This is a genomic window from Cellulosimicrobium sp. PMB13 (assembly GCF_051294865.1).
GTDB lineage: Bacteria > Actinomycetota > Actinomycetes > Actinomycetales > Cellulomonadaceae > Cellulosimicrobium.
Window position 1 is genome coordinate 2501547 of the sequence record NZ_CP145910.1, and the last position, 26039, is coordinate 2527585.

The window sequence follows — 26039 nt, forward strand, 5'->3', positions numbered from 1 at the left end:
CGCGGGGCGTCGTCGGGCACCCGCCCGACGGCGCCCCGCGTCGTCGTCTTCGCGTCACCTTCACCGCTTCGGCGAGACGTCGCGCGCATGCCTCCCCGTGCTGGCCCTACCCTCAGGGGGTGCCCAGATCTTCCGAGCCGACCGCGCCCCGCGCATCGGGCGGCCCGCACCACGCCCGCAGGCTCGCCTCCCACCGCGTCGCGCGGGCCGTCGGCCTCGTCGTCACCGGCGCCCTGAGCTTCGCCGCCGTCGGCGCCGGGGCGGTCTACCTCGACCTCAGGTCGAAGATCACGGTGAGCGACGTCTCCGACCTCGTGGTCGGCGGACCGACCGTCGAGCCACCGAAGGACCCCGACGACCCCTTCGCCGGCCGCGCCCTCAACATCCTGGTGATGGGCACCGACTACCGCGATGCCGAGAACGCGGCCCTCGCCGGCGAGGAGGAGGGCATGCGCTCCGACACGACCTTCATCGCGCACGTGTCGGGCGACCGGACGCGCATGGAGGTCGTGTCGATCCCGCGCGACTCGCTCGTCGAGATCCCCGCGTGCACCCTGCCCGACGGGTCGATGTCCTCACCCCAGTACGGCATGTTCAACTCCGCGTTCGAGATCGGCTCCGGCGGGGTCGACGACCTCGACCACGCCGCGGCGTGCACCATCACGGCCGTCCAGGAGCTCACCGGGATCCCCATCACGAACCACGTCGTCGTCAAGATGTCCGGCGTCATCGGCGTCGTCGACGCCATCGGCGGCGTGACGATGTGCTTCCCCGAGGACGTCGTGGGCGGCGTCCACTCGCCCGCCCTCAACATCCCCGCCGGCAAGCACGCACTCGACGGTCGGACGTCCATCGAGTTCCTGCGTGCCCGCAAGGGACAGGGCATGGGGCTCGAGATGGGCAGCGACCTCGCCCGGATCCAGCGCCAGCAGGCGTTCATCGACTCCGCCGTCCGCGAGATCCTGTCGAAGGACCTCATCACCAACTCGCCGCAGCTCTACGGGATGATCCAGGCCGTGCTCAGCTCCATCAGCGCCGACCCCACCATCGCGGACCCGACGGCGCTCGCGGGCCTCGCGTTCAGCCTGCGGAACATCAACCCGTCCGAGGTCGTGTTCACGGAGCTGCCCGTCATCGACTCGCCGCGCCAGCAGTACCGCGTCGAGTGGACGTCTGAGGCGGACGCGATCTGGCAGCGCATCATCGCGGACGAGCCACCGCCCGGCCACGAGGCGCCCGTCGACCCGCGCGACGACGCGACGACCGGTGACGGGACGGAGCAGCCCGGCACCGACACCGCGCCCCCGGCCGACGCGGGCCAGCCTCCGGCGGACGCCGGTCAGCCACCGGCCGACGGCGGGGCGACCGACCCGGGCACGGCTCCCGTGGAGCCCACCCCCGTGGAGACGCTGCTCCCCGGGGTGTGCCCGCCGTCCTGACGCCGGCTCCTCTGACGGGTCACCGTCGGCGGCCGGACGTCAGGGGCGTCTCGCGCGCCGCAGCCGGTCCACCGCCTCGTGCAGCACGTCCTCCCGCTTGACGAACGTGAACCGGACGCGCGAGGCGAGGGCGCGCGCCGTCGTCGAACCCGGGGTGCAGAACGCGCTCACCGGGACGGCGACGACGCCCGCGAGCGCGGGCAGCTCCCGGCACAGGGCGACGCCGTCGTCGAAGCCCAGCGGGGCGCCGTCGGCCACGACGAAGTAGGTGCCCTGCGGCACGACGACGTCGAACCCGGCGGCGACGAGCCCCGAGCACAGCAGGTCGCGGCGCGCGGCGAGCGAGTCGGCGAGGGCGCGGGGCGTCTCGTCGTCCGAGAGCGCGTCGGCGATCGCGGGCTGGAACGGTGCGCCCGACGTGTAGGTGAGGAACTGCTTGACCGTGCGCACGGCCGTGACGAGCGGTGCCGGTCCGTGGAGCCAGCCGATCTTCCAGCCGGTGAACGAGAACGTCTTGCCCGCCGACGAGATGGTGATCGTGCGGTCGCGCATCCCCGGGAGCGTGGCGATCGGCACGTGCTCGGTGTCGTCGAACGTCAGGTGCTCGTAGACCTCGTCGGTGACGACGACCGCGTCGTGGCGGCGCGCGACGGCGGCGATCGCGTCGAGCTCGTCGAGCGTCAGGACCGTGCCCGTCGGGTTGTGCGGGGTGTTGACGAGGATGAGGCGCGTGCGGTCGGTGACCGCGGCGCGCAGGGCCTCGACGTCGAGGTGAAAGCGGTCGGCGCCCGGGACGAGCGGCACCGTGACGTGGCGCGCCCCGGCGAGGGCGATGCTCGCGGCGTGGGAGTCGTAGAACGGCTCGAGCGTGACGACGTCGTCGCCCGGCCCCGCGAGCGCGAGGACCGTCGCGGCGATCGCCTCCGTCGCCCCCGTGGTCACGAGGACCTCGGTCTCCGGGTCGGGGTCGAGGCCGTAGTGCCGGTACTGGTGGGCCGCGACGGCGTTGCGCAGCTCGAGGATCCCCGGGCCCGGCGGGTACTGGTTGTGCCCCTCCTCGATCGCGCGCTGCGCCGCGTGCTTCACCGTCGCGGGGCCGTCGACGTCGGGGAAGCCCTGGCCCAGGTTGATCGCGCCCGTGCGCCGCGCGAGGTCGGTCATCTCGGCGAAGATCGTCGACGCGACCGTGCCGTCCGCGCGGAGGAGCCCCGTCGCGCGTGCGGCGTCCTGCCAGCGGCCGGGCGGGAGGGGACCGGACGGAGGAGTCATGGCCCGACCCTACTGGCGGCGCCTGCGCCCAGGATGTGGGACGCGCGGCGCGGGCGAGCCGGAGGGATCGGCGAGATTCCGCGCGTCGAGACGGCGTGTCCACAGGGGGTCTGCCGCGACGACGCGAGATGCCCTACTGTCTGGCCCAGTTCGATCGGTGCGCGGCAACGGTTGCCGAGCAGGGGGAGCGGGGGGAACGCGCGGATGTCTGTCGACGCGCACGGCATCGCCGTGCTCGAGAGCGAGGTGCGCGAGCTCGTCCGACGCCGCGGGGTCGACCCGGCGCGCGACCGGGCCGCCGTCGACCGGCTCGTGCGGGACGCGATCGCCGACTACGAGACGCGCAGCGCCATCGGCGCGGTCGTCCCGCTCGCCGACCCGACCGGCGCAGGGCGCGCCGTCGTCGACGCCGTCGCCGGGCTCGGGCCGCTCCAGCAGTACCTCGACGACCCCGCGGTCGAGGAGATCTGGATCAACGCCCCGCACCAGGTGTTCGTCGCGCGCGGGGGCGAGTCCGAGTTGACGACGACGATCCTCACGGGGCAGCAGGTGCGTGACCTCGTCGAGCAGATGCTGCGCTCGTCCGGACGCCGCCTCGACCTGTCGAGCCCGTTCGTCGACGCCGCGCTGCCGGGAGGCGAACGCCTCCACGTGGTCATCCCGGACGTCACCCGGACCGAGCTCGCCGTCAACATCCGCAAGCACGTCGTGCGCGCGGCGCACCTCGACGACCTGGTGCGCCTCGGGTCGCTCACCCCGCAGGCGGCGGCGTTCCTCGACGCCGCCGTGCGAGCGGGCCTGAACATCCTCGTCGCCGGCGCCACCCAGGCGGGCAAGACGACGATGCTCAACGCTCTCGCCGGCTCGATCCCCGCGACGCAGCGCGTCATCACCTGCGAGGAGGTCTTCGAGCTGCGGTTCGCGGTGCGCGACATCGTGTCGATGCAGTGCCGCCAGCCGAGCCTCGAGGGGACGGGCGAGATCCCGCTGCGGCGCCTCGTCAAGGAGGCGCTGCGCATGCGCCCCGACCGCATCGTCATCGGCGAGGTCCGCGAGGCGGAGAGCTTCGACCTGCTCATCGCGTTGAACGCAGGAGTTCCTGGGATGTGCACCATCCACGCGAACTCGGCGCGTGAGGCGCTCAGCAAGATGTGCACGCTGCCCCTGCTCGCGGGGGAGAACGTCTCGGACCGGTTCGTCGTGCCGACCGTCGCGTCGGCGGTCGACCTCGTGGTCCACCTCGGCGTGGACGTGGACGGCCGCCGACGGGTCCGCGAGATCCTCGGCGTCCCGGGGCGGGTGGAGGAAGGCATCGTCGAGACGTCCGAGCTCTTCGTCCGCTCCGGTGACCGGCTGGTGCGGGCGGACGGCTACCCACCCGCGGCAGACAGGTTCGCGCGGGCCGGGATCGACCTCGGCGCGGTGCTGCGGCACGGCCTGCCCGACGAACCGGGCACCCTGCCCGACGTCGCGTGGTCGGGGGTGCGTTGACGTGGGGGTCGCCGTGGGACTGCTGCTCGGTGCCGGGCTCTTCAGCGTCTGGTGGTCGTTCTGGGAACCGTCGCCCCGACGCCCGCGTCGCGACGACGGCTGGTCCGCGCGGACACAGGACCTGCTCGTGCAGGCCGGTGCGCCGTCGGTCACGCCGCGCGCGCTCGTCGCGAGCAGCGTCGGCGTCGGGCTCGTCGTGGTCCTCGTCGCCGGCGTCCTGACCCGTTCGCTGACCATCGCCGCGTGCTTCGCCCTGATCGCCGCCTCGGCGCCCGTCATGCTCGTCCGGTCCCGCGCGCGCCGTCGGCGTGCGCGGCTCCGTGACGTCTGGCCCGAGGTCGTGGACCACCTGGCGTCCGGTGTCCGTGCGGGTCTGTCGCTGCCGGAGGCCGTCGGGCAGCTCGGGGACCGGGGACCGGTCGAGCTGCGGGGCCCGTTCCTGCTCTTCGCGCAGGACTACCGCGCCAGCGGGCGGTTCGGTGACTGCCTCGACGCGCTCAAGGGCCGCCTGGCCGATCCGGTGGCCGACCGCATCGTCGAGGCGCTGCGCCTGACGCGAGACGTCGGCGGGACGGATCTCGGACGGCTCCTGCGCACCCTCTCGGCGTTCCTCCGGGAGGACGCGCGGACGCGCGGCGAGCTCGAGGCGCGCCAGTCGTGGACGGTCAACGGCGCGCGCCTCGCCGTGGCCGGTCCCTGGGTGGTCCTCGCCTTCCTCGCGACCCGCCCCGAGACCGCAGCGGCGTACAACTCGGTGACCGGTGCGCTGGTCCTCGCGGGCGGGGCGGCCTGCACGGTCGTCGCCTACCAGCTCATGCTGCGGATCGGTCGGTTGCCGGAGGAAGAGAGGGTCCTGCGATGACCGTCGTCGAGTTCTCCTGGGTGGGGGCCGCCGTCGGGGCGTTCGGCGGCCTCGGGATCCTGCTCGTCGTCTCGGGGGTGCGTGGGCGCGCGATCCGGCTCGACGAGCGGCTCGCTCCGTACCTGCGCACGCACGACGCGACGTCGGCACTGCTCCGCGACCAGCCGGTGCACACACCGTTCCCGACGCTCGAGCGGCTCGTCGCGCCCTGGCTCGCGGACGCCGGACGGGCGCTCGACCGGTTCGGGTCGACGAGGGCCGAGACCCGCCGCCGGCTCGACCGGGCCGGTCGCTCCGAGAGCGTCGACCAGTTCCGTGCCCGTCAGCTCGTCTGGGGTGTCCTCGGTCTGGCAGCCGGCACGCTGTTCGCGGTGCTCCTCGCGGCGACGCGCGGCTCCTCGGTGGTCGCGCTCCTCCTGATCACCCTGCTGTGCGGCGTGGGCGGTCTGCTGGCGTGCGACCAGCACCTCGCCCGCGCGGTGCGACGACGCGAGGAGCGCATGCTCGCGGAGTTCCCCACCGTCGCGGAGCTGCTCGCCCTGGCCGTGAGCGCGGGCGAGGGTCCGGTGGCAGCGCTCGAGCGGGTCGCGACGACCGCACGCGGAGAGCTGTCGGCCGAGCTGGCGACGACCCTCGCCTCGGTCCGGGCCGGGACCACGCTCACGCGCGCGCTCGAGCAGCTGGCCGACCGGACGTCGCTCGCCAGCCTGACGCGGTTCGCCGAGGGCGTCGCGGTCGCCGTGGAGCGCGGCACGCCGCTCGCGGAGGTCCTGCGCGCCCAGGCGCAGGACGTCCGCGAGACCGGTCGCCGGGCGCTCATGGAGTCCGGTGGGCGCAAGGAGGTGCTCATGATGGTCCCGGTCGTGTTCCTCATCCTGCCGGTGACCGTCGTGTTCGCGGTCTTCCCCTCGATCGCGACATTGCGGATCGGTTTCTGACGAGCGCGGGACGGCGGACCGGACGAGCTGGACGCCGAGCGCAGGATGTCGTGCGGACGACGTCGCACGGTGACGAACGGACGGCTGAGAGACGGCCGTCGCGACGAAAGGACATGAGAGATGCAGGGGCTGATCGGCAGGATCACGGGTACCACGTCCACGATCGCGCGGCGAGCTCTGCGCCGCGTGACGGGGGGAGACGTCGAGCGCGGCGACGTCCCGGGATGGGTGCTCATCACCCTCATGACCGCCGGCCTCGTCATCGCGCTCTGGGCGGTCGCCGGACCTGCGCTGACGGCGGCGTTCAGCGAGGCGATCAGCAGCGTCAGCGGACCCTGACCGTGTCGCGGCCAGCGCCGACACCGCGGTTGAGACAAGCACCGCCCGGCGAGCGGGGATCGGCCGTCGTGGACTTCACCCTCGTCTCCATCCTCGTGCTCGTCCTCTTCCTGGGTGTGGTCCAGGTGGCGCTCGCCGTGCACGTGCGCTCGACCCTGGTCGACTGCGCCGCCGAGGGCGCGAGGGTCGCGGGACGTGCCGACCGGGGCGCCGCCGACGGCGTCGCCCGGACCAGGGAGCTCATCGCGGCGTCGTTGTCCGAGCGCTACGCGCAGGACGTGACGGCGCGGGCGACCACGCTCGACGGGCTGCCGGTCGTCGAGGTGACGGTCTCGGCGCCGCTGCCCGTGGTCGGGCTGCTCGGGCCGTCGGGAGCGATCACGGTCGAGGGGCATGCGCTGGAGGAGGGCACGTGAGGCGGCCCGCCTGCTCGACGCCTCGTGCACCGGCCCGTGCACCGGTGCCCGGAGCGGCGCACGGGGTTCGTCGAGCGCTCCGCGCCCTGGTCGGCCGCGCGCTCGGCCCCCGACCCGGTGAGGACGGGGCCGAGCGCGGCAACGCCGTCGTGGAGTTCCTCGGCGTCGCGCTCGTGCTGCTCGTGCCGGTCATGTATCTCGTGCTCACGCTCGGCCGGGTGCAGGCGGCGACGTTCGCCGTGGAAGGTTCGGCCCGGGAGGCGGCGCGCGCGTTCGTCACCGCACCGTCGAGCGCGGACGGCGCGTCGAGGGCCGTCGCGGCGGTCGGGATCGCTCTCGGCGACCAGGGCTTCACGGAGGTCGACCCTGCGGCGGCGCTCGCGGTGACCTGCTCCGCGCAGCCCTGCCTGCAGCCCGGGAGCGAGGTCGCGGCCCACGTCCGGGTCGAGGTCCCGCTGCCGCTCGTCCCGGCGTTCGTGCGCGACGCCGTGCCCCTCGCCGTACCGGTCGAGGCGCGCTACGTCGCCGCGGTGGACGAGTACGCCGCGAGGCGACCGTGACGGCCCGCGGCGAGCACGCGTCCGACCGGGAGAGCGGCCAGATCATGCTCCTCACCTCGGCGTTCGTCGCGTTCGCCCTGCTGCTCGTGACCGTCGTCGTGAGCGCGACGCAGGTGCACCTGGAGCGCAAGCGCCTGTTCGACCTCGCCGACGCGCTCGCCCTGACCGCGGCGGACTCGATGACGCACGAGACGTTCTACGTCGGGAACGCGGACCGGCCCGAACAGGAGGGTGTCCTCACGCTCTCGGACGCCGAGATCAGGACGGACGTCCAGGAGTACCTGAGCCGTCATCCCGACGCCGTCGCAGGTCTCCACGACGTGCGCGTGGTGGACGCGTCGACCCCCGACGGCCGGACCGCGGAGGTCTCGCTCGTCTCCGTCGCGCGACCCGCGATGGTCAGCTGGGTGACTCAGCTCTGGTCAGATGGCATCATCGTGCGTGCGGAGTCACGTGCACGAGCGTGGTAGCCGTCGACGCGTTCGACGACGAACGATCAGGGAGAGGACAGTGCGCAAGGGTGCGCGAGTGATCGCCCACCCATTCGTTCACTTTCTTAACTTTGGTTGACGACCCACGTTCTTCTCTGTGCATCCGCGTGGTTCACCGTTATGGTGATCCGGTCCGACAACACCACTCCAACGATGGAGATCAACAACATGAATGCACGAGCAAGGAAGCAGCTCGTCGCCGGGGGTGCCCTCGGTGCGATGCTCATCGGCACGGTCGCTCTGTCGTCCGCCGCCACGGCCGACGAGGCCACCCCCGACCCCAAGGGTGTCGACGTCAACGTCGAGATCGCCCCGATCGAGGAGCCCGGCGTCCTGGCGTTCTCGGTCGCCACCAATGCGACGACGCTCACGGAGAACACGGCGAACACCCGACCGGAGATCCGCGAGTTCCTCGGCACCCTCCCGACGGTCACGGTCACCGACACGCGCGATGTCGAGGGCATCCCGGAGGAGGCCGCGTGGGCCGTCACCGGGTCCGCGAGCGACTTCGTGGACTCCGCCAACCCGGCGAACGTCATCTCCGCCGGTCACCTCGGCTGGACGCCGAACCCTGTGGAGGGTGACGAGACCGGACTCGTCTCCGAGGGCCAGGAGGTCGTCACGGTGCTCGACGAGCCGACCGATCCCGGCAACAACGTGGGCCTCGTGAACGAGGAGTTCCTCGTCTCGACGTTCAGCTCGGCCGGTGTCGCGGAGCAGGGTGCGTTCTCCCTGGACGCGGACCTCTTCCTCCGTACCGGCACGGACGTCGAGGCCGGTTCGTACACCTCGACGCTCACCCTCTCGCTCTTCGAGTGACGGCGAACGCCTGAGACCAGTTCGGTGAGCGGGGGCCGCGCATGTCGCGGCCCCCGCTTCGCGTTGTAAGGAACAGCAGTGACAACAGCTCTCCCGACCGTTCGGCCCGGCCGACGCGTCGCCGCAGCGTTCGCGGCTCTCGGCGTCGCCGGGCTCACGGTCCTCGGCTCCCCGCTCCCTGCGAGCGCGACCGCACCGACCGTGCTTCCAGCCGCCGCGCTCCCCTCGATCGCGACGCCCGCGGCGTCCTCTGCTCCGGCCGGCGCCGGTGCTGTCGCCACCGACACCGCCGACCCGACCGTCACGTGGGCGGTGCAGCCCGCGAACGAGGACGGTCCCGACGGGCGGCGCTTCATGGAGCTGGAGCTCGACCCGGGCGCCGTGGTGACCGAGCACCTCGCGGTCCGCAACTTCGGCGAGGACCCGGTGACCTTCGCGCTCTCTGCCGCCGACGGGTACCTCACCGAGCGCGGGCGCTTCAACATGCTCTCGGACGACGAGGAGTCCGTCGACGGCGGCACCTGGATCGACGTCCAGGAGAGCGTCACCGTGCCGGGCGGCGAGACGACGGTGGTCCCGTTCACGATCACCGTTCCGGCCGACGCGACGCCGGGCGATCACCCGGCGGGCATCGCGGCCTCGATCCAGAGTGAGGGGGGAACGGTCGGGCTCCAGAGCCGGGTCGGATTCCGGGTCATGATGCGGGCCACCGGCGAGGTCCAGCCGGTGCTGACCGTGCCGGAGGTCAAGGCGTCGTACACGCCGTCGTGGAATCCGTTCGCCCCGGGCGAGGTGCGCGTCTCCTACGACGTCGTGAACGACGGCAACATCCGCCTTGGCGCCGACAGCACGGTCGAGACGTCCGCGCTCTTCGGACTCGCGTCGCAGGACGCCGCGGGGGAGCCCATGACCGAGATCCTCCCGGGCGGGTCGATGAGCCGGACGGTCGAGGTCGACCAGGTCTGGCCTCTCGGTCCGGTGACCACCACGGTCACCGTCACGCCCGTCCCCGTGGCGGAGGACGAGATCGACGCCGCCCAGCTCGAGCCGGTCACCACGACGGTCACCACGTGGGCCATCCCGCTCCCGCAGCTCTTGCTGCTCGCGATCCTGCTGGTCCTCTTCCTCGGCATCCGCGACGAGCGCCGTCGCCGGCGCAAGCGGCTCGAGGACATGCTCGCGAAGGCGCGCGACGAGGGCCGCCGGGCCGCAGCCGAGCGGGACCGAGCGGACGGTGGCTCTGTGACGACCACCGACGCGTCACCCGGCGAGACCGCCGGGCGTACGGGTGGCGCCGTGAAGGGCGAGCCGACGACCTGACGTGCGCGGCGCCGTCGGGCACCCGGCGGCGCCCGTGCGCACCATCGCGTACCCGTCCGCACGACCGAGAGCCCACCGGCGCGGCTGGTACCCCGCCCGCACGGCCGACACCCGACGGCAGCCCGCGCCCGTGAGGTCGCGTAACCTTGAACCTCGTGGCCACCATCGACTTTCCCGCCGAGATCAAGGCGCTGCGCAGCACGCTCGAGTCCATCGAGAGCGTGAGCGACCCGGAGGTCCTGCGCGCGAAGATCGCCGACCTGTCCGAGAAGGCGTCGGCGCCCGACCTGTGGGACGACCCGGACGCGGCGCAGAAGGTGACCTCCGCGCTGTCGGCCGCGCAGTCGGAGCTGGACCGGGTGAAGAAGCTCGGGCAGCGCATCGACGACGTCGAGACCCTGGTCGAGATGGGCCAGGAGATGGGCGACGACCCGGACCTCGCGGCCGCGCTCGAGGAGGCGGAGGGCGAGATCGCCGCGATCCGCAAGGACCTCGACCTGCTCGAGGTGCGCACGCTCCTCGCGGGCGAGTACGACGCGCGCGAAGCGGTCGTGACGATCCGCTCGGGCGCCGGTGGCGTGGACGCCGCGGACTTCGCCGAGATGCTGATGCGCATGTACCTGCGCTGGGCCGAGCGTCACGGCTACCCGACGACCGTGCTCGACACCTCCTACGCGGAGGAGGCGGGCCTGAAGTCGGCGACGTTCGAGGTCAAGGCGCCCTACGCGTTCGGGCACCTGTCGGTCGAGGCGGGCACGCACCGCCTCGTGCGCATCTCGCCGTTCGACAACCAGGGCCGCCGCCAGACGTCGTTCGCCGCCGTCGAGGTCATCCCGCTCATCGAGCAGACCGACTCGATCGAGATCCCGGAGTCGGAGATCAAGGTCGACGTGTTCCGCTCGTCGGGCCCGGGCGGCCAGTCCGTCAACACGACCGACTCGGCGGTGCGCATGACGCACATCCCGACGGGCATCGTGGTGTCGATGCAGAACGAGAAGTCGCAGATCCAGAACCGCGCCGCCGCGCTGCGCGTGCTCCAGTCCCGCCTGCTGCTCGTGCGCCAGGAGGAGGAGAGCGCGAAGAAGAAGGAGCTCGCGGGCGACATCAAGGCGAGCTGGGGCGACCAGATGCGCTCGTACGTGCTGCACCCGTACCAGATGGTCAAGGACCTGCGCACGGAGCACGAGGTGGGCAACACCTCCGGAGTGTTCGACGGCGACATCGACGGCTTCATCGAGGCCGGGATCCGCTGGCGTCGCGCGGCTCAGGTCGACGCCTGACCTCCGCAGCACCCGCCGAGCGGGTGACTGGAGCAACGATCCGATGCGCGTGACCGCGGCGTGTCCGCCGCGGCGGCCCGTGCGGCCGTGCCTACTCTCGAACGTCCGGCGAACCTGGTTCGCTCCCTGACCCGAGAGTTGTGCCTGCCGTGATCCGCTTCGAGAACGTCTCCAAGGTCTACGCGCGCGGCGCGCGACCCGCGGTCGACGACGTGTCCCTGGAGGTCCGGCGCGGCGAGTTCGTGTTCCTCGTCGGGGCGTCGGGCTCCGGGAAGTCGACGTGCCTGCACCTCATCCTGCGCGAGGAGCGGCCGACGAAGGGCAAGGTCTTCGTCGCGGGACGCGACCTCGGCCGCCTGTCGTCCTGGAAGGTGCCGCACCTGCGGCGCCAGATCGGCGTCGTGTTCCAGGACTTCCGGCTCCTGCCCAACAAGACCGTCTTCGAGAACGTCGCGTTCGCGCTCCAGGTCATCGGCACACCCCGGCACACGATCGCGATCACGGTGCCCGAGACGCTCGAGATGGTCGGGCTCAAGGGCAAGGAGAAGCGACGTCCCCACGAGCTGTCCGGCGGTGAGCAGCAGCGCGTCGCCATCGCGCGCGCGATGGTCAACCGGCCGCCCATCCTGCTCGCCGACGAGCCGACCGGGAACCTCGACCCCACGACCTCGCTCGGGATCATGCGCCTGCTGGACCGCATCAACCGCACGGGCACCACGGTCGTCATGGCGACGCACGACGAGGAGATCGTCAACCAGATGCGCAAGCGCGTGCTCGAGCTCGACACGGGATCGCTCGTGCGCGACCAGGCGCACGGTGCCTACGGCGCGCGCGGCCAGGTGATCCCCGACCCGACGGTCCCTCCCGCGCAGGACGCCCCGGAGGGGGTGCCGGAGCCGCCGCTCGACGACCCGGACGCCGTCGCCGGAGCGCCCGGTGCCACGCCGGCCGCAGCGCCCGCGTCCACCCCGACGAGCGTCGTCGTCCGTCGCGAGAGCGCGCTCAAGGCCCGGCGGCACGCCGAGGCCGCGGCGGGGGAGTGAGCGGCGTGCGCCTCCAGTTCATCCTCACCGAGATCGGCCAGGGCCTGCGTCGCAACCTGTCGATGACGGTCTCCGTGGTGCTCGTGACGTTTGTGTCGCTGACGTTCGTCGGTGCCTCGCTGCTGCTCCAGGCGCAGATCGACAAGCTCAAGGACGACTGGTACGACAAGGTCGAGGTCTCCGTCTTCCTCTGCCCGGTGGGCTCCCCGGAGCCGACGTGCGCCGGCGGCGAGGCCAGCCCCGAGCAGATCGCCGCGCTGGAGGACGTGTTCGAGTCCGAGCTCGGCGACGAGATCCAGACCGTGTACTTCGAGTCCAAGGACGACGCGTTCGAGGCGTTCACGGAGCGCTACCCCGATGGCTACCTCGGCACGGAGCTCACGGTCGAGGACATGCAGGCGTCCTTCCGGCTCAAGCTCACGAACCCGGAGAACTACGAGGTCGTCAACGACGTGGTCACGGGCCGGCCGGGCGTCGAGGTGGTCGAGGACCAGCGCCGCATCTTCGACTCGCTGTTCCTCGCGCTCAACCGCGCCTCGCTGCTGTCCGCCGGGCTGGCCGCGGTCATGCTGCTCGCGGCCGTCCTGCTCATCACGACGACGATCCGGCTCTCCGCGCTCAGCCGACGGCGCGAGACGGGGATCATGCGGCTCGTCGGCGCGTCCAACCTCTTCATCCAGCTCCCGTTCCTGCTCGAGGGGGCGATAGCCGCCGTCGTCGGCGCGCTGCTCGCCGTCGGCGGGCTGTGGGTCGGCGTGAAGTACCTCGTGACCGACTGGCTCTCGCAGTCCGTCACGTGGGTGGCCTACGTCGACGAGTCGGACGTCCTGGCGATCGCGCCGGTCCTCGTCGGCATCGCGTTCCTTCTGGCGGCCATCTCCTCGGTCGTCACGCTCAACCGCCACACGAGGGTGTGAGATGACCCCCACGAACAGTCCTGCACGCCGCGGTGCGGCCCGGTCCCCGCGGCGTCTGCTCGCCGCCGTGCTCGCCGCGGTCGTCCTCGTCACCGGCGTCGTCACGGGAGCGAGCGCCGACGACATCGACGACCGGAGGGCGGCCGCCGAGCGCCGGCAGCAGGAGATCCTCGGCAACCGCGAGCAGCTCGCCGCCGAGCTCGAGGGCACCGACGCCGAGCTGCAGCAGGCCGTGCTCGACCTCCAGGAGATCGAGGCCCGCCTGCCCGTCGCCCAGGCCGAGCTCGAGGCGGCCGAGGCCGAGGTCGAGCGCACGCAGCGCGAGGCGGAGCTGCTCGCGCAGCGCCTCGAGGACGCGCTCGCGCAGGAGGCGTCGATCGCCCAGGAGATCGAGCAGAGCGCGACGCAGGTGGCCGACGCGCGGTCGAGCATCGCCGAGATGGCGCGCAGCGCCTACCGGGGCCAGGGCGACGTGTCGAGCCTCGGCATCGTCACGGGGGCCGAGAGCACCGAGGAGTTCATCGAGGAGTACGCCGCGTCGTCGACGGCGGCCCGCAGCCAGTCCAGGACGCTCCAGGAGCTCCAGGAGGCGGAGGCGGTCGGACGCAACCGCGAGGCCCGGCTCGAGGCGGTCCGCGAGACGATCACCGACCTCAAGGCGCAGGCCGACCAGAACGTCGTCGAGGCGGAGGCGGCGCGCAAGGCTGCCGCCGACCGCAAGGCGGAGGTCGAGCAGCTCATCGTGGAGCAGCAGGCCAAGAAGGCGACGATCGAGGACCGCAAGGCCGCGGCGCTGAAGCAGATCGAGCAGAACGAGAAGGACCAGGCGTCGCTGCAGAGCGAGCTCAAGGGCATCATCGCCGAGCAGGCTGAGCGCGACCGCAAGATCGCCGAGGAGGCCGAGCGGCGTCGTCAGGAGGAGGAGCGCCGCCGGCAGGAGCAGCAGAACCAGGGCGGAGGAGGCGGCGGTGGAGGCGGCGGGAGCGTCGCGCCCGCCCCGCCGCCCCCGACGTCGAGCGGGCTGTCCTACCCGACGGCCGTCCCGCACATCACGTCGAGCTACGGCATGCGCCTGCACCCGACGCTCGGGATCTGGCGACTGCACGCCGGGACCGACTTCCGGGCCTACTGCGGCACCCCGATCATCGCGTCGGCGTCCGGCACGGTGCTCTTCGCCCGGCGCTACGGCGGCCTGGGCAACCAGGTACTCGTCAACCACGGCATCATGGGCGGGCAGAGCGTCATGACGAGCTACAACCACCTGTCGCGGTTCGCGGTCTCGTCGGGGCAGTGGGTCGACAAGGGCTCGATCGTCGGGTACTCGGGCAACACGGGGACCTCGAGCGCGTGCCACCTCCACTTCGAGGTCTACGTCGACGGGAACACCGTCGACCCGATGAGCCGGCTGTAGCCGTACCTGCGGGATAATCGGTACCGGGCGGCGTCGGGCACCCGTAGCCTGACGGCCCGGTGCGCGACCGCGCGCCGGCGCCCGAGCACCAGGCCGCGACCAGCGGCAGACCCACGAGGACGGTAGGACCACATGGCGAAGGACAGCGGCCGCAAGGTCGTCGCCAGCAACCGCAAGGCACGGCACGACTACGTCATCGAGGACGTGCTCGAGGCGGGGATCGTCCTCAGCGGCACCGAGGTCAAGGCGCTGCGCATGGGGCGCGCGTCGCTCGCCGACGGCTACGTCGACGTGGATCGGGGCGAGGCGTGGCTCGAGAACGTCCACATCCCCGAGTACACCGAGGGCACGTGGAACAACCACGCGCCGCGGCGCAAGCGCAAGCTCCTCCTGCACAAGGAGGAGATCCTGCGGCTCGAGGCCAAGACGCGCGAGAAGGGCCACACGGTGGTCCCGCTCCAGCTCTACTTCCTCGACGGCCGCGCCAAGATCGAGATCGCGCTCGCGCGCGGCAAGAAGGAGTACGACAAACGCCAGGCGCTGCGGGAGAAGCAGGACAACCGCGAGGCGCTGCGGGCCATGCGTCAGCGCGAGATGCGCTGACGCCGCGTCGTGCGCCGACACCGCCGGGCGTGCGTCCTGGATGGTGCGGCAGGGCTGGTGGACGCGGCCGCGGCGTCGTACGGTCGAGACCGGTCGCCGACACCGGTCGACCGGTCGTGTCGACAGGAGGACCCATGGTCAGGCTGCGCCAGTACATCCCGCGTCTCGCCGCAGGCGCGTTCATCCTCAACTCCGGCCTGAGCAAGCGCGACGCCGACGACGAGGCGGCGCAGGGCTATCACGGCATGGCCTCCGGCGTGTACCCGTTCCTCGGCGAGATCGAGCCGCAGCAGTTCACGAAGGCGCTCTCGACCGCCGAGATCGCGCTGGGCGCGGCCCTCGTCACGCCCTTCGTCCCGACGGCGCTCGTCGCGCCCGCGCTCGGCGCGTTCTCCGCGGGCCTCGTGGGCCTGTACCTCAAGACGCCCGGCATGACCCGCGAGGACGGGATCCGTCCCAGCGACCAGGGAATCGGACTCGCGAAGGACGTGTTCCTGCTCGGGATCGCCGGTGGGCTGCTCGCGGACGTCCTGAGCCGCAAGAAGTAGGGCGCCGACCAGGCTGGGAGCGCGGACCCGGGCGCGACGGGCCGCGCGGAAATAGACGGGCGACCGTTGGTGTTGATCCCGTAGGCTGTACCTGCTGCACCGCCCGACGGGCTCGTCCCGGGGGAGGCGCAGTGCTTGACAACTGCACAGGGGGTGATCGGTTTCGACGGTGGTCGTGCTTCGAGGAGAAGCGGGCCGAGGATGCAGGCTTATCTCGTAAACGATGTCTGCAAACTACAGGTGCCGATAACAAGCGCACCGACTTCGCACTCGCCGCCTGAGCGAGTCCTGAAGTCCGTCAGCCCGAGCTAGCTCTCGACTCGGATCCTGGCGTCATCTAGAGAGCCACTGCTCGCAGTCCTCGTCACCGGGGCTGCGGGGACTTCTTGGTGACTGAGCCCGTCCGCACCTTGTCTGCGTGAGTGCGGGGGCCGAGAAAAACTGCAGCAGACTGCGCCCGGAGAAGTCCTCGATCGGCGTCACCGGACCGGGGTTCGATTCCCCGCACCTCCACCCCTGCGACGAACGGCCCGCACCTCTCGGTGCGGGCCGTTCGTCGTCCTCTGCCCGGCGCGGTGCCGGCGCAGGGCCCGCTCACCAGCCGTGGCGCGCCCACGCCGCCTGCGCGTCGGCGCCCTCGAGCCACCGCACGTGCAGGACGTCGCCCGCGATCGTCAGCGTGTCGTCGTGGCGTCCGACGCGCGGGGCGTCCGGGTCGTCGGAGTACACGTCGTCGCGTGCCGGGTCGTCGAAGTGGACCCGCCACTGCAGTCGGGGCTCCGGGTTCACGTGCCGCGGGAACGCGTGCGGACCGACGGTGTCCCAGTGCGTGCACTCGCGCGTCACCAGGTAGCCGACCGCGTGGCCGTCCGGACCGTCCGGATCCGCGTCCCAGAGCCGCCCCACCTCGCCGCGGGCCGCGCCGGGGTCCGTGGAACCGTCAGTCACGCGTCGCCCCGACGAGCGGCCGGCCGGACTCGGCGCCCTCGCCGGGCCCCGCTCCCGGCCCGTCGTCGGGCCTGGCGGGGTCGCCCGCGGCGGGCGGTGTCCCGCCCGCAGCGGCACGCCGACGACGGCGCAGCACCCACCGCACGACGAGCGCGACGGCGCCGGCCACCACGAGCCACGGCAGCAGGGCGCCGACGACGACGACGAGCCCGTTGAGCGTCGCCAGCAGGGCGTTCCAACCGTTCTCCAGACCACCGAGGAACCCGCCGGGGGACAGCTGCTCGACGGGTGCCACCTGGACCAGCGAGACGGTCACGGTCGACATCGAGACCTGGTCGGTGAGAGCCGCCCGCTGCGACTGGAGGGACTCGAGCTCCGCCTGCCGTGTCGTGAGCTCCTGCTCGGCGGCGAGAAGGTCCTCGGTGCTGTCGGCCGCGCCCATGAGGTCGCGCAACCGGTCCACGGACGTGGTGAGCGCCTCGACCCGGGCGTCGAGGTCGCGCGCCGTGCCGGTGACGTCGACCGCCTCGACCGACAGGTCGTCCACCTCGCCCACCTGCTCGAGCGCGTCGAGCGTGGCCGTCGTCCGGTCGGCCGGGACCCGGATCGTCAGCTCGGCGTGCGCGGTCCCCTCCGCCGCGTCGCCGGACTGGTTGCGGGTCTCGACCCGCCCGCCGGCGCTCTCGGCGAGGTCCGCGACCTCCGCCGCGCCCGCGACCGGGTCTGCGGTCACGACCGTGACCCATCCGGTCGTGACGACCTCGCGCGCAGCGCCGGCCTGTGCCGCCTCGTCGCCCGCAGCGATGCCCGACGCGGCGTCCTCGGCGCCCTCGGGGGCGAGCTCGCCCCCGGCGTCGCCCTCCGCGGCGCGCTGGTCGACGGTCAAGGGCGCGGTGCCCGACTCCGAGTCGGCGCCGCCGCCGCCCGAGCACCCGGCGAGGAGCGCCCCGCCGAGGACGAGGACGACGGCGAGAGCGGGGAGCCGACGGGTGCTGGTGCGCATGCTGCGAGCGTAGGGGGCCAAGCGTGCGAACCGGACACGCCACCGGACATCGTGACCGTCTTGTGAACTGGCCGTGACCTCGTCGCCACCTGCCGCCACCTGCCGCCACCTGCTGCCACCTGCCGCCACATGCCGCCGCACCACGGCAGGATGGGCGGATGCTCGTGTGCTGCGGACTCCTGACGCTCGACGTGGTCCAGGTCGTCGACCGTCTGCCGGGTCCCGACGAGAAGGTCGTGGCCCGCTCGCTCGACGCCACGTTCGGGGGGCCGGCCGCCAACGCGGCGGCGACGGCGGTCGCCCTCGGGGTGCCGACCCGCCTGGTGACCGCTGTCGGCACGGGACCTCTGGCCGACGCGGTCCGTGCGGACGTCGTCGCCGCCGGCGTCGAGCTCGTCGACGCGGTCCCGGCGGAGCGCCGCGCTGACGTGCGGCCCGCGCTGTCGACCGTGCTGGTCACCGCGGGCTCGGGGGAGCGCGCGGTGGTGAGCACGAACGCCACGACGCTCGGCGACGTCGTGCCGCCGGGCCCGGACGACGTCGACGCCCTCCTCGGTCCGGTGGGACCGGGCGACGTCCTGCTGCTCGACGGGCACCTCGCCCCGCTCGCGCTCGCGGTGGCGCGACGCGCCCGGGACGCGGGCTGCGTCGTCGTGCTCGACGGCGGCTCGTGGAAGGCGGAGGCGCCCGAGATGGTCGCGCTCTGCGACGCCGTCGTGCTGTCGGCGGACTTCAGGGTCCCGGGCGTGCCGGTCGACGACGACGTGTCGGGAGGCTCGGACGCGATCCTGGCGGACGTCGCACGACGTGGTCCGCGCTTCGTCGCGCGGACGCGTGGTGCGCGGCCGGTCGAGGTGCTGCACGACGGGCGCCGGTCGCAGGTCGCCGTGCCGTCCCCGCGCCGCGTCGTCGACACGCTGGGGGCGGGGGACGTGGTCCACGGGGCGTTCGCGGCCGCGCTCTGCGCGGGGGAGCCGCTCGCCGCCGCGCTCGCGAGCGCCGTCACCGTCGCGACGCGATCGGTCGAGCACGCGGGAGCGCGCGGCTGGATCGGCGCGCGGACCGACGGTTGACGAGAGCGGCCGGCCGGCGAGGCGGGGGCGCTGCGGACCGTGCGCCCGCGCCGCGTGTCGCCCGCGTTGCCGCTCGACAACGGTTCGGTCACGACGGCGCGAGCGGGTTGACACGCACTTAGTAAAGGCGGTCTACTAACAAACATGACAACGGCAGTCACCGGGACCGGTGCCCCGCGGAGGAGGCTGAGCTCAGGGCTCAGGCCCACCTCCAAGGTGCTCCCCGAGCACGCTCGGGCCCACAACCGCTCCCTGGTGCTGCAGCACCTCTTCCACGAGGGCCCCACGTCGCGCGCCGACCTCGCCCGGGCGACGTCGCTGACCCGGGTCACGATCTCGGACCTCGTCTCCGTCCTCATCGCGGAGGGGCTCGTCGAGGAGCTCGGCGTGCGTCCCGGCCAGCGGGTCGGCAAGCCCGCGATCCTCGTCGGGATGCGCACGAGCGCGTACCAGATCGTCTCGGTGGACCTCACCGACGACGAGGTCCTACGCGGCGCCGTGCTCACCCTCACCGGTGACTTCGTGGTGCGCCAGAGCCTCGCCGTCGACGGCCGGACCGGCTCGGAGCTCGTGGACCTGCTGACGCGCTTCTGCCGCGGCCTCATCGCGTCGGCCACGCAGCCCGTCATCGGCGTGGGCATCGGCTCCCCGGGGGTGGTCGACGCCGTCGGCCGCGTCGTCGAGGCGCCGAACCGCCGGTGGTACGACGTGCCGCTCGCGGCACAGCTCACGGAGCAGCTCGGCCTCGCCGTGCACGTCGCGAACGACGCGAACATCGCCGCGCTCGGTGAGTTCACGTTCGGCGGCGCCGCGGGGGACGGCCTGCTCGTCCTCACCGTGGGCGAGGGCGTGGGAGCCGGCATCATGGTCGACGGCGCGCGCGTGCGCGGGCACGGGGACGCGGCCGGCGAGCTGGGCCACGTGACCGTCGTCGACGACGGCGACCCGTGCGCCTGCGGGCGCCACGGGTGCCTGGAGACCGTCCTGTCCGTCCCGGCGCTGCGGCGCGCGGTCGACGGCCTGGACACCGAGACGTCCGACGCCGCTCTGGCGTCGGTCGGCAGGACGCTGGGCATCGCGCTCGCGCCTGTCGTCAGTGCGCTGAACCTCGCGGAGGTCCTGATCAGCGGTCCGGCGGACCTGCTCGACGGACCCCTGCGGGAGGCCGCGCTCGAGACCATCCGTGGTCGCACGATGCCCGTCACCGGCAGCGGGCTCCAGGTGCGGATGGCCACGCTCGACGAAGACGTCGTCCTCGCAGGGGCCGCCGTCCTCGTCCTGTCCGGACAGCTGGGGGTCTCGTGAGCGTCATGCCCACCTGACCACGCTGCCCGACCGGGCCGGGTCGACCACGAGACCCGTCCCACCGCCCGGCGCTCCGGAGACCCCAGTGCTGCATCCTCCGGACGCGGGGCACCGCACACCCTGAATAACGCAGGACCCCTGCCACATCTCGTGCGCGTCATCGACGACACCGCACAAGCACCGAGAGGAAGCACCCAGTGAAGAGGAACCGCCTCGTCGCCACGTCCGTGGCGTCGACGATCACCCTGGCGCTCGCGCTGACCGCCTGCAGCTCCGGCGGCGGCAACGACGACGACAACGGCTCCGGCGGCGAGGCTGCCACCGGCGACGTCCGCGTCTGGATCAACGGCTCGGACACGCCGCAGGACGCTCGCGACTACCTCAAGGAGACCTTCGAGGAGGAGAACCCGGGCAGCACCCTCACCATCGAGGAGCAGTCCTGGACCGGTCTCGTCGACAAGCTGACGACCGCGCTGTCCGGTTCGGACAGCCCGGACGTCATCGAGGTCGGCAACACGCAGTCCCCGGCGTTCACGTCGGCCGGGTTCTTCCGCGAGATCACCGAGGAGGAGTTCGAGTCGCTCGGCGGCGACGACCTGCTCCCCGGCTTCGTCGAGGCGGGTGACTGGGAGGGCAAGCACTACGCCCTGCCGTACTACGCCGGCTCGCGCGTCGTCTTCTACTCGCCGCAGATCACGGGCGACGCCCCGGTGCCGACGACCCTCGAGGAGTACGTCGAGGGCGCGAAGGCGCTCACGACGGACACCCGCTCCGGTCTCTACTGGCCCGGCCAGGACTGGTACAACGCGCTCCCGTTCGTGTGGGAGAACGGTGGCTTCATCGCCGAGCAGAACGACTCGGGCGAGTGGGAGGCGGGCTTCTCGAGCGAGGGCGGCCTCGCCGGCCTCGAGCAGGTCCAGGACCTCATGAACAACGCGTCGAAGGCTCCGAAGGACGGTCAGGAGACCGACCTGCAGGTGCCGTTCTGCGAGGGCAACGTCGCGTACCTGTCCGCGCCGACGTGGATCCAGTGGTCCATCAAGGCCCCCGAGGAGCCGGTGAAGCCCGAGGACGTGCCGGGTTGCGAGACCACCTACGGCTCCGACCTCGCAGCCTTCCCGCTGCCGGGTGCGACCGCCGGTGAGCCCGCCGCGGTCTTCGCGGGCGGCTCGAACATCGCCGTCGCGCAGAAGTCGAACAACCCCGAGCTCGCGTTCAAGGCGTTCGAGATCATGATGAGCGACGAGTACCAGTCGATCCTCGGCGCGAACGGCCTCATCCCGGCGAAGGTGTCGCTGTCCGACACCGTCCCGCAGGAGGACCCGATCTCGCAGGCCGGTGTCGCCGCTGCGGCCAACGCCCGCCTGACGCCCGCGTCGCCTCGCTGGGCCGACGTCGAGGCGCAGAACGTGCTCCAGAGCGCCTTCACGAAGATCGCCAACGGCGAGGACGTCCAGACCGTCGCCGAGGAGCTCGACGCGAAGATCGAGGAGATCCTCAACAGCTGAGCCGTCGGCCCGCCCGGACGTGAGCCGGGCGGGCCCGGCTCGAGCCGTCAGGGGTGGGCGCTCCTCGCGAGGAGCTCCCGCCCCTGCCCATGACGTGCCGAGGGGCACGTCGCCTGCGCACCACCGCGCACCTGACGGAGTGAGGACATGAGCTCAACCACCCTCGAACCCCGCACCGCGCGCGCCGACGCCGCGGCGCGGGGCACCAAGAAGCGGCGTCCACCGGTCCTGCCGTGGACGCTCCTCGTTCCCAGCCTCGTCGTGCTGGGGGTCCTGGTCGGATACCCGCTGGTCCGGCTGTTCGTCATGTCGTTCCAGGAGTACGAGCGGGCCCAGCTCATGGGCCAGCCCGCCGAGTGGGTCGGCTTCGACAACTACGCCACGGTCCTCACGGACGTCGACGGGTTCTGGACGGTGCTGCTGCGCAGCTTCGTCTTCATGGTCGTCTGCGTCGTGCTGACCATGGTGCTCGGGACGCTCATCGCGCTGCTCATGATGCGGCTAGGCAAGGGCTTCCGGCTGCTCGTCTCGGTCGGCCTGCTGCTCGCCTGGGCCATGCCCGCGCTCGCCGCGACGATCGTCTGGGGCTGGATCTTCGACACGCAGTACGGCGTGGTCAACAACCTCCTGACGAGCATCACGGGCGAGAACTGGATGGGCCACTCGTGGCTCCTCAACCCGCTCCAGTTCTTCCTCATCGCGACGATCATCATCGTGTGGGGCGCGGTACCGTTCGTCGCGTTCACGATGTACGCCGGCTTGACGCAGATCCCGGGCGAGGTCCTCGAGGCCGCCCAGCTCGACGGCGCCAGCCCGGTCCAGCGTTTCCGCCTCATCATGATCCCGTACGTGAAGAGCATCGTGACCGTGCTCATCGTCCTGTCGATCATCTGGGACCTGCGCGTCTTCACGCAGATCTACGCGCTCCAGGGCGTGGGCGGCGACCGCGAGCAGACCAACACGATCGGCGTGTACATCTACCAGATGGGCATGGCGCAGGGGCACTACGGCCTCGCGGGTGCCATCGCCGTCATCTTCGTGTTCATCATGCTCGGCATCTCGTTCTACTACGTGCGTCAGACGGTCCGGGAGGAAGAACTGTGAGCACCATCTCGACCACCCCCGTCGCGCCCGTCCGCCACGCGGCGTCCGTCGACCGGGGTGCACCGCGCAAGAGCCGCGACACGCAGCGCAGGAAGGCCGCGAACGTCGTCTTCGCGATCCTCGCGATCGTCGTCTTCGTCGCGTCGGTGTTCCCGGTCTACTGGATGATCAACACGTCGTTCCTGCCCACGAGCCTGATCCGCGGGAGCGACCTGCACTTCTTCCCGACGCCGGACGTCTTCACGCTCAACAACTACCGGACCGCGATCACGGACGAGTCGCGCGCGCCGTTCATCCCCGCGATGCAGAACTCGCTCGCGGTCACGTTCTTCACGCTCGTCATCGCGATGGTGCTGGGTTTCCTCGCGTCGCTCGCCGTCACGCGCTTCCGGTTCACGGGACGCCGCGCCTTCATCATCGCGATCCTCGTGGTCCAGATGATCCCGGGCGAGGCGATGATGATCTCGATCTTCCGGATCATCGACGGCTGGCAGCTGCTCAACACGATCGTGGGCCTCGGCATCGTCTACGTGTCCGGGGTGCTGCCCTTCACGATCTGGACGCTGCGCGGGTTCGTCAACGGCGTCCCGGCCGACCTCGAGGAGGCGGCCATGATCGACGGCTGCTCGCGCGGCAAGGCCTTCTGGAAGATCACGTTCCCGCTGCTCGCGCCGGGCCTCGTCGCGACGGGTGTGTTCGCGTTCATCCAGGCGTGGAACGAGTTCCTCATGGCGCTCATCATCATGTCCCGTCCCGAGTCCATGACGCTGCCGGTCTGGCTGCGCACCTTCCAGCAGGCGACGCAGGCGACGAACTGGGGCGCGCTCATGGCGGGGTCCGTGCTCATCGCGGTCCCCGTGGTGGTCTTCTTCCTCATCGTCCAGGGCCGGATGACCGGCGGCCTGGTCTCGGGCGCGGTGAAGGGCTGACGTGAGCGACCTGACCACGGCCGCCTCGCTCTCGGGCGAGGCGGCCGCCCCGAGCGCCCTCGGCGCGACGCCGCGGCCGAGACCCGCGGCCGGGACCCTCGGGCGCCCCGGCGCCGGGTGGACCGCGGGGCTCGACATCGGTGGCACGAAGGTGCTCGCGACCGTCCTCGGGCCCGACGGCGTCGCGCACGAGGCCGTCCGGGTCCCCACGGTCCGCGGACCGCAGGGCGTCGTGGCCAGCGCGGCACGTGCCGTGCACGAGGTCGCGCGCCGGGCGGGCGTCGACCTGGCCGCGCTCGACGGCGTCGGTGTGGGGGTCCCGGGCCTCGTGGACCCCGACGACGGGTCGGTCACCCACGCCGTGAACCTCGGCATCGAGGGTGTCCGCTTCCCGCTGTCCCGTGCCCTGTCCGACGACCTGGGCGGCCTGCCCGTCCGCACGGACAACGACCTCAACGTCGCGGCCCTCGGGGCCTCGCACCTCATGGGCCCGGACGGCGGTGACCTCGCGTTCCTCGCGCTCGGCACCGGGCTCGCGGCGGGCATCGTCCTGGGCGGCGAGCTCCGCCGTGGCGTGAGCGGCGCCGCGGGAGAGATCGGGCACATCCCGATCGACCCGCGGGGACCGGTGTGCGCGTGCGGCCAGCGAGGCTGCGTCGAGGTGTACGCGTCCGGGTCCGCGCTCAGCGCGCGCTGGCCGTCGCGCCACGGGCGTCCCGCGCCGGCCGAGCTGTTCGAGGCGGCTGCGGCGGGCGACCCGGAGGCGGTGCGCCTCAAGGCGGAGTTCGCGTCCGCCGTCGCGAGCGCCGTGCGCATCCTCGAGCTCACCGTCGACGTGCGTCACGTCGTCCTGGGCGGTGGCGTGTCGGCCCTCGGCGTGCCGCTGCTCGACGCGGTGCGCGCCGCTCTCGACGAGCAGTCGCGCACGTCCCCGTTCCTGTCGTCGTTGCGGCTCGCGGACCGAGTGTCCCTCGCGCCCGACGACGTCCCCGTCGCCGCGGTGGGCGCTGCCCTCGTCGGCCGTCGAGAGGTGTCCTGATGGAAGTCGTGATCGCTCCTGCCGCGCGGCTCGCCGAGCTGGCCGCCGACGCGGTCGACGCGCTCGTGCGCGCGCGCCCCGACGCCGTGCTGGGCCTGGCCACGGGATCGAGCCCGTTGAAGGTGTACGACGAGCTGGCGCGGCGGCACGCCGAGGCAGGGCTGAGCTTCGCGCGGGCACGCGCCTTCATGCTCGACGAGTACGTGGGGCTGCCCGCGGACCACCCGGAGCGCTACCGCAACGTCATCGAGACGGAGATCGCGTCCCGCGTGGACTTCGCCCCCGGGGCCGTGCAGGGGCCGGACGGGAACGCCGAGGACCTGACCGCGGCGTGCGCGGCGTACGAGGCCGCGATCCGTGACGCGGGCGGGGTCGACCTGCAGATCCTCGGCATCGGCACGGACGGGCACATCGCGTTCAACGAGCCGGGGTCGTCGCTCGCGTCGCGCACGCGGATCAAGACGCTCACGGCACAGACGCGCGAGGACAACGCCCGGTTCTTCGGGGACGACGTGGACCGGGTGCCGCGGCACTGCCTGACGCAGGGCCTCGCGACGATCATGTCCGCGCGGCACCTCGTGCTGCTCGCGACGGGCAAGGGCAAGGCGGAGGCCGTGCACCAGCTCGTGGAGGGGCCCATCAGCGCGCTCTGGCCCGCGACGATCATGCAGATGCACCCGCACGCGACGGTCCTCGTCGACGACGCCGCCGCCTCGCGACTGCAGCTCGCCGACTACTACCGCCAGACCTACGCCTCGAAGCCGGAGTGGCAGCGCCTCTGAGCACGTCCCGCCCGCACCTCCGGCCTGCGAGCACCCTGGCCGCCCGCCGGCGCCGGTCACGCCCCTGACCGGTGCCGGCGGGCTCTCGCGCGTCCGGGGCGGGTCGTCCCGCGCGTCGCCTGCCCCCGTCGTCGCGCGTGCCGGGCGGGCGCCGCCCCACGCGGGGTGTCGGCGCGGCGACGTAGACTGCTGGCCATGACCGAACTCCGCGCGAGCACGCCCCCCGGAGGTCCCGAGGACCCGTTCCGGAGCCCGTCGACCGAGCCGAGCACGGGCACGTCGACGGGTGTCCTCGAGCGCGAGGAGACCCACGAGCAGGCCGAGCCGGGCGACCACGAGCGCTTCGCGCACTACGTGCGCAAGGAGAAGATCATGGAGTCGGCGATGTCCGGCAAGCCGGTGATCGCGCTCTGCGGCAAGGTCTGGGTCCCGGGCCGCGACCCGAACAAGTTCCCCGTGTGCCCCACGTGCAAGGAGATCTACGACGGTCTGCGGGAGCCGCAGGACGGCGAGGGTGACTCCGGCAAGTGAGCGGCACGCCCCACTCGTCGTCCACCTCCCCGAACTCTCCCCGCGCCGTACCCGGCGCCGCGCCGGCCGCA

At 72.4% G+C, this 26039-nt stretch carries 27 protein-coding genes and 1 other RNA gene; 25 read left to right on the top strand and 3 right to left on the bottom strand.

Features of this window, described 5'->3' with window-relative positions:
- Nucleotides 1–119: 119 nt before the first annotated feature.
- Nucleotides 120–1439, top strand: a complete 1320-nt coding sequence (locus tag V5D56_RS11230) for an LCP family glycopolymer transferase (protein WP_435735429.1) — start codon at nucleotides 120–122, stop codon at nucleotides 1437–1439.
- A gap of 39 nt (nucleotides 1440–1478) precedes the next feature.
- Here V5D56_RS11230 and V5D56_RS11235 read toward each other — a convergent pair whose 3' ends face one another.
- Nucleotides 1479–2708, bottom strand: coding sequence for a pyridoxal phosphate-dependent aminotransferase (locus tag V5D56_RS11235; RefSeq protein WP_435735430.1), 1230 nt, complete (start codon nucleotides 2706–2708; stop codon nucleotides 1479–1481).
- Between the two features lie 204 nt (nucleotides 2709–2912).
- On the opposite strand from V5D56_RS11235, the gene V5D56_RS11240 reads away from it, so the two are divergent.
- From V5D56_RS11240 to ssrA, 16 genes are all read left to right on the top strand, one after another.
- Nucleotides 2913–4199: a CpaF family protein gene (locus tag V5D56_RS11240; protein WP_435735431.1), complete on the top strand. Its 1287-nt coding sequence runs from the start codon at nucleotides 2913–2915 to the stop codon at nucleotides 4197–4199.
- Between the two features lies 1 nt (nucleotide 4200).
- A complete protein-coding gene (locus V5D56_RS11245; RefSeq protein ID WP_435735432.1) occupies nucleotides 4201–5061 on the top strand; it encodes a type II secretion system F family protein in 861 nt (286 codons plus the stop codon).
- Entirely contained in the window at nucleotides 5058–5999 is a 942-nt protein-coding gene (locus tag V5D56_RS11250) for a type II secretion system F family protein (protein ID WP_435735433.1), read from the top strand. The genes V5D56_RS11245 and V5D56_RS11250 overlap by 4 nt, the downstream gene beginning before the upstream one ends.
- A 120-nt stretch (nucleotides 6000–6119) precedes the next feature.
- The gene (locus tag V5D56_RS11255; RefSeq protein ID WP_435735434.1) at nucleotides 6120–6338 is read left to right on the top strand and encodes a hypothetical protein; all 219 of its coding nucleotides are present in this window, start codon (nucleotides 6120–6122) and stop codon (nucleotides 6336–6338) included.
- Nucleotides 6339–6406: 68 nt separating this feature from the next.
- Nucleotides 6407–6754 carry a TadE/TadG family type IV pilus assembly protein gene (locus V5D56_RS11260; protein WP_435735435.1) on the top strand — a complete coding sequence of 116 codons (348 nt, stop codon included), beginning with the start codon at nucleotides 6407–6409 and terminating at the stop codon, nucleotides 6752–6754.
- On the top strand, nucleotides 6751–7314 hold the full coding sequence (locus V5D56_RS11265) for a pilus assembly protein (protein ID WP_435735436.1): 564 nt from the start codon (nucleotides 6751–6753) through the stop codon (nucleotides 7312–7314). The genes V5D56_RS11260 and V5D56_RS11265 overlap by 4 nt, the downstream gene beginning before the upstream one ends.
- Nucleotides 7311–7784: a pilus assembly protein TadG-related protein gene (locus V5D56_RS11270; RefSeq protein WP_435735437.1), complete on the top strand. Its 474-nt coding sequence runs from the start codon at nucleotides 7311–7313 to the stop codon at nucleotides 7782–7784. Before V5D56_RS11265 ends, V5D56_RS11270 begins: the two co-directional genes overlap by 4 nt.
- Before the next feature lie 174 nt (nucleotides 7785–7958).
- Nucleotides 7959–8624 (top strand): hypothetical protein, encoded by a 666-nt coding sequence (locus V5D56_RS11275; protein ID WP_435735438.1) that lies wholly within the window; start codon nucleotides 7959–7961, stop codon nucleotides 8622–8624.
- A gap of 78 nt (nucleotides 8625–8702) precedes the next feature.
- On the top strand, nucleotides 8703–9944 hold the full coding sequence (locus tag V5D56_RS11280) for a hypothetical protein (protein ID WP_435735439.1): 1242 nt from the start codon (nucleotides 8703–8705) through the stop codon (nucleotides 9942–9944).
- Nucleotides 9945–10099: 155 nt separating this feature from the next.
- On the top strand, nucleotides 10100–11224 hold the full coding sequence (prfB, locus tag V5D56_RS11285) for a peptide chain release factor 2 (protein ID WP_435735440.1): 1125 nt from the start codon (nucleotides 10100–10102) through the stop codon (nucleotides 11222–11224).
- Nucleotides 11225–11373: 149 nt separating this feature from the next.
- Complete coding sequence (gene ftsE / locus V5D56_RS11290) at nucleotides 11374–12267, top strand: cell division ATP-binding protein FtsE (protein WP_435735441.1); 894 nt, start codon at nucleotides 11374–11376, stop codon at nucleotides 12265–12267.
- A 5-nt stretch (nucleotides 12268–12272) separates the two neighbouring features.
- Entirely contained in the window at nucleotides 12273–13184 is a 912-nt protein-coding gene (gene ftsX / locus V5D56_RS11295; protein WP_435735442.1) for a permease-like cell division protein FtsX, read from the top strand.
- A 1-nt stretch (nucleotide 13185) separates the two neighbouring features.
- A complete protein-coding gene (locus V5D56_RS11300; RefSeq protein WP_435735443.1) occupies nucleotides 13186–14595 on the top strand; it encodes a peptidoglycan DD-metalloendopeptidase family protein in 1410 nt (469 codons plus the stop codon).
- A 132-nt stretch (nucleotides 14596–14727) separates the two neighbouring features.
- The gene (smpB, locus tag V5D56_RS11305; protein ID WP_435735444.1) at nucleotides 14728–15198 is read left to right on the top strand and encodes an SsrA-binding protein SmpB; all 471 of its coding nucleotides are present in this window, start codon (nucleotides 14728–14730) and stop codon (nucleotides 15196–15198) included.
- A 134-nt stretch (nucleotides 15199–15332) separates the two neighbouring features.
- The gene (locus tag V5D56_RS11310; RefSeq protein WP_435735445.1) at nucleotides 15333–15746 is read left to right on the top strand and encodes a hypothetical protein; all 414 of its coding nucleotides are present in this window, start codon (nucleotides 15333–15335) and stop codon (nucleotides 15744–15746) included.
- Nucleotides 15747–15895: 149 nt separating this feature from the next.
- Nucleotides 15896–16262, top strand: a transfer-messenger RNA (tmRNA) gene (ssrA, locus tag V5D56_RS11315).
- Between the two features lie 78 nt (nucleotides 16263–16340).
- On the opposite strand, the gene V5D56_RS11320 is transcribed toward ssrA, so the two are convergent.
- Nucleotides 16341–16694 carry a hypothetical protein gene (locus V5D56_RS11320; RefSeq protein ID WP_435735446.1) on the bottom strand — a complete coding sequence of 118 codons (354 nt, stop codon included), beginning with the start codon at nucleotides 16692–16694 and terminating at the stop codon, nucleotides 16341–16343.
- Nucleotides 16687–17697: a DUF4349 domain-containing protein gene (locus tag V5D56_RS11325; protein WP_435735447.1), complete on the bottom strand. Its 1011-nt coding sequence runs from the start codon at nucleotides 17695–17697 to the stop codon at nucleotides 16687–16689. Before V5D56_RS11325 ends, V5D56_RS11320 begins: the two co-directional genes overlap by 8 nt.
- A gap of 158 nt (nucleotides 17698–17855) precedes the next feature.
- Here V5D56_RS11325 and V5D56_RS11330 point away from each other — a divergent pair, with 158 nt between their 5' ends.
- The 8 genes from V5D56_RS11330 (at nucleotide 17856) to V5D56_RS11365 (ending at nucleotide 25968) form a co-directional block, all read left to right on the top strand.
- Nucleotides 17856–18770, top strand: a complete 915-nt coding sequence (locus tag V5D56_RS11330) for a PfkB family carbohydrate kinase (RefSeq protein ID WP_435735448.1) — start codon at nucleotides 17856–17858, stop codon at nucleotides 18768–18770.
- A 144-nt stretch (nucleotides 18771–18914) separates the two neighbouring features.
- Entirely contained in the window at nucleotides 18915–20075 is a 1161-nt protein-coding gene (locus V5D56_RS11335) for an ROK family protein (protein ID WP_435735449.1), read from the top strand.
- A 197-nt stretch (nucleotides 20076–20272) separates the two neighbouring features.
- Nucleotides 20273–21583, top strand: a complete 1311-nt coding sequence (locus V5D56_RS11340) for an extracellular solute-binding protein (protein WP_435735450.1) — start codon at nucleotides 20273–20275, stop codon at nucleotides 21581–21583.
- 147 nt (nucleotides 21584–21730) lie between these two features.
- A complete protein-coding gene (locus V5D56_RS11345) occupies nucleotides 21731–22687 on the top strand; it encodes a carbohydrate ABC transporter permease (RefSeq protein ID WP_435735451.1) in 957 nt (318 codons plus the stop codon).
- A gap of 116 nt (nucleotides 22688–22803) precedes the next feature.
- Entirely contained in the window at nucleotides 22804–23616 is an 813-nt protein-coding gene (locus tag V5D56_RS11350; protein WP_435739009.1) for a carbohydrate ABC transporter permease, read from the top strand.
- Between the two features lies 1 nt (nucleotide 23617).
- On the top strand, nucleotides 23618–24655 hold the full coding sequence (locus V5D56_RS11355) for an ROK family protein (protein WP_435735452.1): 1038 nt from the start codon (nucleotides 23618–23620) through the stop codon (nucleotides 24653–24655).
- Nucleotides 24655–25437: a glucosamine-6-phosphate deaminase gene (gene nagB, locus V5D56_RS11360; protein WP_435735453.1), complete on the top strand. Its 783-nt coding sequence runs from the start codon at nucleotides 24655–24657 to the stop codon at nucleotides 25435–25437. Before V5D56_RS11355 ends, nagB begins: the two co-directional genes overlap by 1 nt.
- 195 nt (nucleotides 25438–25632) lie before the next feature.
- Nucleotides 25633–25968, top strand: coding sequence for a DUF3039 domain-containing protein (locus tag V5D56_RS11365; RefSeq protein ID WP_435735454.1), 336 nt, complete (start codon nucleotides 25633–25635; stop codon nucleotides 25966–25968).
- Nucleotides 25969–26039: the final 71 nt, after the last annotated feature.

Coding starts and splice junctions, on each gene's coding strand:
- smpB (WP_435735444.1), top strand. CDS start 14,728: ATGGCGAAGGACAGCGGCCGCAAGGTCGTCGCCAGCAACCGCAAGGCA.
- V5D56_RS11250 (WP_435735433.1), top strand. CDS start 5,058: ATGACCGTCGTCGAGTTCTCCTGGGTGGGGGCCGCCGTCGGGGCGTTC.
- V5D56_RS11300 (WP_435735443.1), top strand. CDS start 13,186: ATGACCCCCACGAACAGTCCTGCACGCCGCGGTGCGGCCCGGTCCCCG.
- V5D56_RS11335 (WP_435735449.1), top strand. CDS start 18,915: ATGACAACGGCAGTCACCGGGACCGGTGCCCCGCGGAGGAGGCTGAGC.
- V5D56_RS11240 (WP_435735431.1), top strand. CDS start 2,913: ATGTCTGTCGACGCGCACGGCATCGCCGTGCTCGAGAGCGAGGTGCGC.
- V5D56_RS11330 (WP_435735448.1), top strand. CDS start 17,856: ATGCTCGTGTGCTGCGGACTCCTGACGCTCGACGTGGTCCAGGTCGTC.
- V5D56_RS11310 (WP_435735445.1), top strand. CDS start 15,333: ATGGTCAGGCTGCGCCAGTACATCCCGCGTCTCGCCGCAGGCGCGTTC.
- V5D56_RS11345 (WP_435735451.1), top strand. CDS start 21,731: ATGAGCTCAACCACCCTCGAACCCCGCACCGCGCGCGCCGACGCCGCG.
- V5D56_RS11255 (WP_435735434.1), top strand. CDS start 6,120: ATGCAGGGGCTGATCGGCAGGATCACGGGTACCACGTCCACGATCGCG.
- V5D56_RS11275 (WP_435735438.1), top strand. CDS start 7,959: ATGGAGATCAACAACATGAATGCACGAGCAAGGAAGCAGCTCGTCGCC.
- nagB (WP_435735453.1), top strand. CDS start 24,655: ATGGAAGTCGTGATCGCTCCTGCCGCGCGGCTCGCCGAGCTGGCCGCC.
- V5D56_RS11365 (WP_435735454.1), top strand. CDS start 25,633: ATGACCGAACTCCGCGCGAGCACGCCCCCCGGAGGTCCCGAGGACCCG.
- V5D56_RS11235 (WP_435735430.1), bottom strand. CDS start 2,708: ATGACTCCTCCGTCCGGTCCCCTCCCGCCCGGCCGCTGGCAGGACGCC.
- V5D56_RS11325 (WP_435735447.1), bottom strand. CDS start 17,697: ATGCGCACCAGCACCCGTCGGCTCCCCGCTCTCGCCGTCGTCCTCGTC.